This window comes from Vibrio sp., assembly GCF_050299255.1.
Taxonomy (GTDB): Bacteria; Pseudomonadota; Gammaproteobacteria; order Enterobacterales; family Vibrionaceae; genus Vibrio.
Genome location: NZ_JBNKVP010000128.1, coordinates 1 through 5,252, shown reverse-complemented (window position 1 = coordinate 5,252; position 5,252 = coordinate 1). Strand labels below are relative to the sequence as shown.

The 5,252-nt window shown below is 48.7% G+C and carries 4 protein-coding genes; all 4 read left to right on the top strand.

The window, feature by feature from the left end; genetic code table 11:
• The coding region (locus tag ACQY6F_RS18055; RefSeq protein ID WP_428776432.1) for a CDC27 family protein at window positions 1-953 on the top strand (953 nt) is incomplete at its 5' end.
• A gap of 122 nt (window positions 954-1,075) precedes the next feature.
• Entirely contained in the window at window positions 1,076-2,629 is a 1,554-nt protein-coding gene (fdrA, locus tag ACQY6F_RS18050) for an acyl-CoA synthetase FdrA (protein ID WP_428776431.1), read from the top strand.
• A 3-nt stretch (window positions 2,630-2,632) separates the two neighbouring features.
• Window positions 2,633-4,057 (top strand): DUF1116 domain-containing protein, encoded by a 1,425-nt coding sequence (locus tag ACQY6F_RS18045; RefSeq protein ID WP_428776430.1) that lies wholly within the window; start codon window positions 2,633-2,635, stop codon window positions 4,055-4,057.
• Window positions 4,058-4,157: 100 nt separating this feature from the next.
• Window positions 4,158-5,096: a carbamate kinase gene (locus ACQY6F_RS18040; RefSeq protein ID WP_428776428.1), complete on the top strand. Its 939-nt coding sequence runs from the start codon at window positions 4,158-4,160 to the stop codon at window positions 5,094-5,096.
• The last annotated feature ends 156 nt before the right edge of the window (window positions 5,097-5,252 follow it).

The window sequence follows — 5,252 nt, the reverse complement described above, 5'->3', positions numbered from 1 at the left end:
CACTTCTGCCATCCAGTGAGAAAGGGTTTTTGCGTACGGTACAAGTTAGCCTTGAGGCGGGTATCCCGGTCAACCATGTCAACAAACTTGGCTGGTCGGCTTTGCTGGAAGCGGTGATATTAGGGGACGGCGGATATCTGTATCGTGATGTGATAGATGCTCTGCTGGATGCCAATGCTGACATTCACTTACAGGACCGAGATGGCCTGAGTGCACTCGACCATGCCAGGTTAATGGGCCAGACGGGCATTGTGGCTCGTATGGAGAATCTTCCTGTTGAGGATGAGGTGCATAATGTCGCGCTGATAACCGTTAAACACCATATTCGTCGCTTTGAATATGAACAAGCGCTGGGCGTGTTGAGTGATGGTCCTGAACGGTTCGCGGACCAGGTCGGCTATCACTACTACTGCGGTTATGTGCTGACAGAACTGCAGCGTTATCAGGAAGCAGTAGAAGCCTATCGTCTTGGCCTGCAACTAACGGACAACCCGGCTGAATTCTATCTGTATATCGCCAACAGCTATCGCCTTGCCAAGCAAGTACCAGAAGCTTTGGCGGAGTTCGATAAAGGTATTCAGGCCAATCCGCAATCCGGATTTGTGCGTTATCACAAGTCCAATTACCTGCGAGAGATTGGCTACCATGAACAGGCGGTACAGGAAATGGATGCGCTGCTGGCCGAGCTGCCGCACCGTTATGACTACTCATTCCACAAGGCAAATAGTCTCCGTTCTCTAGGCCGACACGAGCAAGCAATTTGCGCCATTGAGAATGCAATTACACATGATGTCAGTAATGCGCTGTACCACATTCACAAAGCGCAATCCCTGATATTACTGGGAAGATATAAGCAGGCAATGATGGTTATTGATTACGCAGAGAAGGTGTGTGACGAAATATCAGACTTGGGTAAATGCCGAAGTGAAATCGTGAGTCTTCTGGCTAAGTAAACATTTTCTGAATTAAACAGAAACTGAATTAACCCAAAACAACCGTAATAAAGAATTTGGTGTGGCAGACATCAGGTTAGGGCCTGCTACACCAAAAATCTGGCTAAATAATAGAGGCAAAAATGGTCGTTAAAGTAATTGTTAAAAAGAATACCTATTTCGACTCCGTGTCGTTGATGGCATTGACTACCAAAGTTAATGAGATGGAAATGGTAGACCAGGCGTTTGTTGCCATGGCAACAGACATGAATAAAGGTGTGCTGGAAAACGTAGGATTACTGCTTCCAGAAGTGAAATCTGCCAATAGCGGCGATCTGTTTATCGTGGTGAAAGCAGAAAGTGATCAGGCTTGTGATGAGTCTTTAGAGCAAATTGAACATTTGCTAAAAAATAAAGATAGCGGCTCGAACGAGCTGGGCAGCAGCGAGAAAAAATATCCAACCCTGAACTCTGCAATTAAACAGCAACCTGACGCAAACCTGGCGGTTATTTCCGTTCCCGGTGAATTTGCCAAACGTGAGGCGCTAACTGCACTTAATAATGGCCTGCATGTACTGATGTTCAGCGACAATGTATCGGTCCAGGACGAAATCGAACTTAAGCAGTTAGCCCATGATAAAGGGCTGTTAATGATGGGGCCGGATTGTGGTACCGCAATCATAAATCAGGTAGGTCTCTGTTTCGCGAATAAAGTCCGGGCGGGTAACATCGGTATCGTCGGTGCGTCGGGCACCGGTAGCCAGGAAGTCGCGGCACGAATTCATGATTTTGGCGGCGGCGTATCACAACTATTGGGTACTGGCGGACGGGATCTGAGCGCCGAAGTGGGTGGCATTATGATGATGGATGGCCTGCGTGCACTGGAGCAGGATCCTGCTACAGAGGTCATCCTGATCGTATCCAAACCAGCTGCAAAAGCAGTAGAAGAGAAAGTGCTGGACCTCGTGAAAACACTGTCCAAACCGGTCGTGGTTTGTCTGCTTGGTGGTGATGAACAACCTGTTCTGGACGCGGGTGCTAAGTTTGCCAAAACCACCAAGGACGCGGCGCTTCAGGCGGTAATACTTGCCGGTATTGAAGAGAGCACGATCAACAAGCGCGCGCTTAACCTGCCATTAATTGAAGAAGTGAAAGCCAAGCTATCGCCACAACAGAAGTACATCCGTGGTCTGTTCTGTGGTGGAACCCTGTGTGAAGAAGCCGTCCTGTTGGCTCGGGAATTCTATTCCGAGGTGTACAGCAACATCGCGAAGAAACCTGAGCAGCGTCTGGCGGATATCGCCACCAGTCAGGCTCATACTTTTATCGACTTTGGCGATGATGATTTCACCAATGGTCGTCCACACCCAATGATCGATCCATCAAGCCGGATTGAACGCTTACTTAAAGAAGCGGATGACCCGGAAGTCGGCGTTATCGTTCTGGATTTCGTCATCGGCTTTGGCTCTCACGAAGATCCTGTCGGTGCCACACTACCAGCGATTGTTGAAGCCAAGCAAAAAGCGGCTGACAGAGGTCAACATTTAGAAATTCTTGGTTATGTACTGGGTACCGAACTGGATACACCAAAACTGAGTGAACAGGTTGAAAAACTGGCGTCCGCGGGAGTCACCATTTCCAGCAGTAGTCAGAATACCGGTCTATTGGCACGTGGTTTTGTGAATAAGGGAGAATAAGAGATGAGCAAAGTAGAACAACTGTTTACCAGTCTTAACGTGGTTAATGTCGGCCTGGAATTCTTCAAGCATGACATCGAGAGTCAACATGCGCCGGTCTCTCAGGTGACATGGCAACCCATCGCAGGTGGCAACAGCAAAATCATCGAAGCACTGGACATTCTCGCTCAGCCGGACGTAGCTGAAAAAATTGAAGCAGCAAACCAGGAAGCGGTGAAACGAATCATCGATTCACATCCGGTTTTAGTGGGCTATGAACGAGCGATTGACGTCGTACCGGGCATGACCAAAACCACCATTCTTCACGCCGGTCCTCCAGTGTGTTGGGAAGACATGAACGGCCCGATGAAAGGGGCGGTAACCGGCGCGCTGATTTTTGAAGGCTTGGCATCTAACCTGGATGAAGCTTTCAAACTGGCGGCTTCAGGGGAAATTACGTTCTCGCCTTGCCATGAGCACAACTGTGTAGGATCCATGGCCGGCGTGACCTCCGCTTCAATGTATATGCATGTAGTGGAAAACAAAACCTACGGTAATGTTGCTTATACCAACCTCAGTGAGCAGATGGCCAAAATCCTGCGCATGGGCGCTAACGATGACAGCGTGGTTGAGCGCCTGGTCTGGATGCGCGATGTGCTTGGGCCTATGCTGAAAGCTGCCATGCAAGATGCCGAGCCAATCGACCTGCGTCTGATGCTGGCTCAGGCGCTGCACATGGGCGACGAATGTCACAACCGCAATAACGCAGGCACTGTGCTGTTGGCACAGGCGTTGACACCACGAATTCTGGGCACCGACTTTAGCGTTGAACAAAAACAGGAAGTGTTTGAATTCATTGCTTCCAGCGATTATTTCTCAGGCCCGACCTGGATGGCCATGTGTAAATGTGCCCTGGACGCAGCTCACGGCGTCGAAAACAGTACCCTGGTGACCACCATGGCCCGGAACGGGGTGGAATTTGGTATTCGCGTCAGTGGTATTCCTGGTTTCACCTGGTTTACCGGCCCGGCACAAAAAGTCGTTGGACCGCTGTTTGCCGGCTACAAGCCAGAAGATTCTGGTCTGGACATCGGTGATAGCGCAATTACGGAAACCTACGGTATTGGCGGCTTCGCGATGGCAACAGCGCCAGCCATCGTGGCCCTGGTTGGTGGCACGGTCAATGAAGCCATCAACTACTCGATCATGATGGATGAGATCACTACTGCCACCAACCCGAACGTGACTATTCCACTGCTTAACTTCAAAGGCATCTCGTCTGGAATTGATATTCGTAAGGTACTGGAAACCGGCATCTTGCCAGTGATCAATACTGCGATTGCCCACAAAGAGCCAGGAGTCGGCATGATTGGCTGCGGTATTACCAATCCACCGATCGAGTGCTTTGAAAAAGCGCTGCTGACTTTCGCCAAACAGTTGCAAAGTTAAGCGGCAAAAAACTAAGCCATAATTAATCTGTACATCTACCAAAAGCCCGAACTTATTTCCCCCTAAGTTCGGGTCACTGAAGATATTATTCGAGGACATCATGAGAATTGTACTTGCACTAGGCGGTAACGCGCTATTAGAACGCGGTCAGCCTTTGACGGCTGAGAATCAGAGAATCAATATTAATAAGGCTGCCGCGGCGATTGCGAAGGTGGCCAAGCAACACGAACTGGTTATCGTCCATGGTAATGGTCCGCAAGTCGGGCTGCTGATCGAACAAAACAACGAGTATCACAAGCTGAATAATAGTGCTACGCCGTACCCGATGGATGTACTTGGTGCTGAAACATGCGGAATGGTGGGCTATTTACTGCAGCAGGAACTGTATAACGCTAATAAAGAACTGAGCATCACTTCTATACTCACACAAACCTGTGTTGATATCGACGATCCGGCTTTTGATGATCCAACCAAATTTGTTGGCGCAGTTTACAACGACGAAGATATTGAACAGCTGAAAATCGCGAATCCAACGACGATCTTCAAAAAAGATGGTGACTTTTACCGTCGCGTCGTTGCGTCACCACAACCTAGAGACATTATTGAAGCGCGCCAAATTGCCAAGTTACTTGAAAATGGTAACACCGTTATTGCTTGTGGCGGCGGTGGTATTCCTGTCTTCAAGAGTGAAAGCGATAAACTGGTGGGTGTTGAGTGTGTCATAGACAAAGATTTGACCGCCGAATTGCTGGCAGAACAGATCAAAGCGGACTTGTTCATCATTCTGACCGACGGCGCGGTTTACCTCAATTATGGTAAAGAAAACCAGCAGGCGATCAAATGGACCACGCCGAGTGAACTGGCCAATTACCATTTCCCGGCTGGGTCTATGGGACCAAAAATTGATGCGGTATGCCGATTCGTTAATCAGGGCCAGGGCGATGCTGCGATTGGTGCATTAGACCAGTTGGATGCGGTAATAGCCGGTGAATCTGGTACGCGCATTACTCAAGGCGAAGGCATTAGTTTTTACTCCTGAAAATAAAGCGTGAATATGACTTGCGTAAATCGCGATTCAATTAAAACCGCGCGAATAAATTTTGCTGTGCATTATTAATTCTAAATTTTTAAGTGTTCATAAGATTGGTGAAGTTGCTCCACAACCTCGCCCGTACCATTAATGACGTTACATAAG

Coding starts and splice junctions, on each gene's coding strand:
- fdrA (WP_428776431.1), top strand. CDS start 1,076: ATGGTCGTTAAAGTAATTGTTAAAAAGAATACCTATTTCGACTCCGTG.
- ACQY6F_RS18040 (WP_428776428.1), top strand. CDS start 4,158: ATGAGAATTGTACTTGCACTAGGCGGTAACGCGCTATTAGAACGCGGT.
- ACQY6F_RS18045 (WP_428776430.1), top strand. CDS start 2,633: ATGAGCAAAGTAGAACAACTGTTTACCAGTCTTAACGTGGTTAATGTC.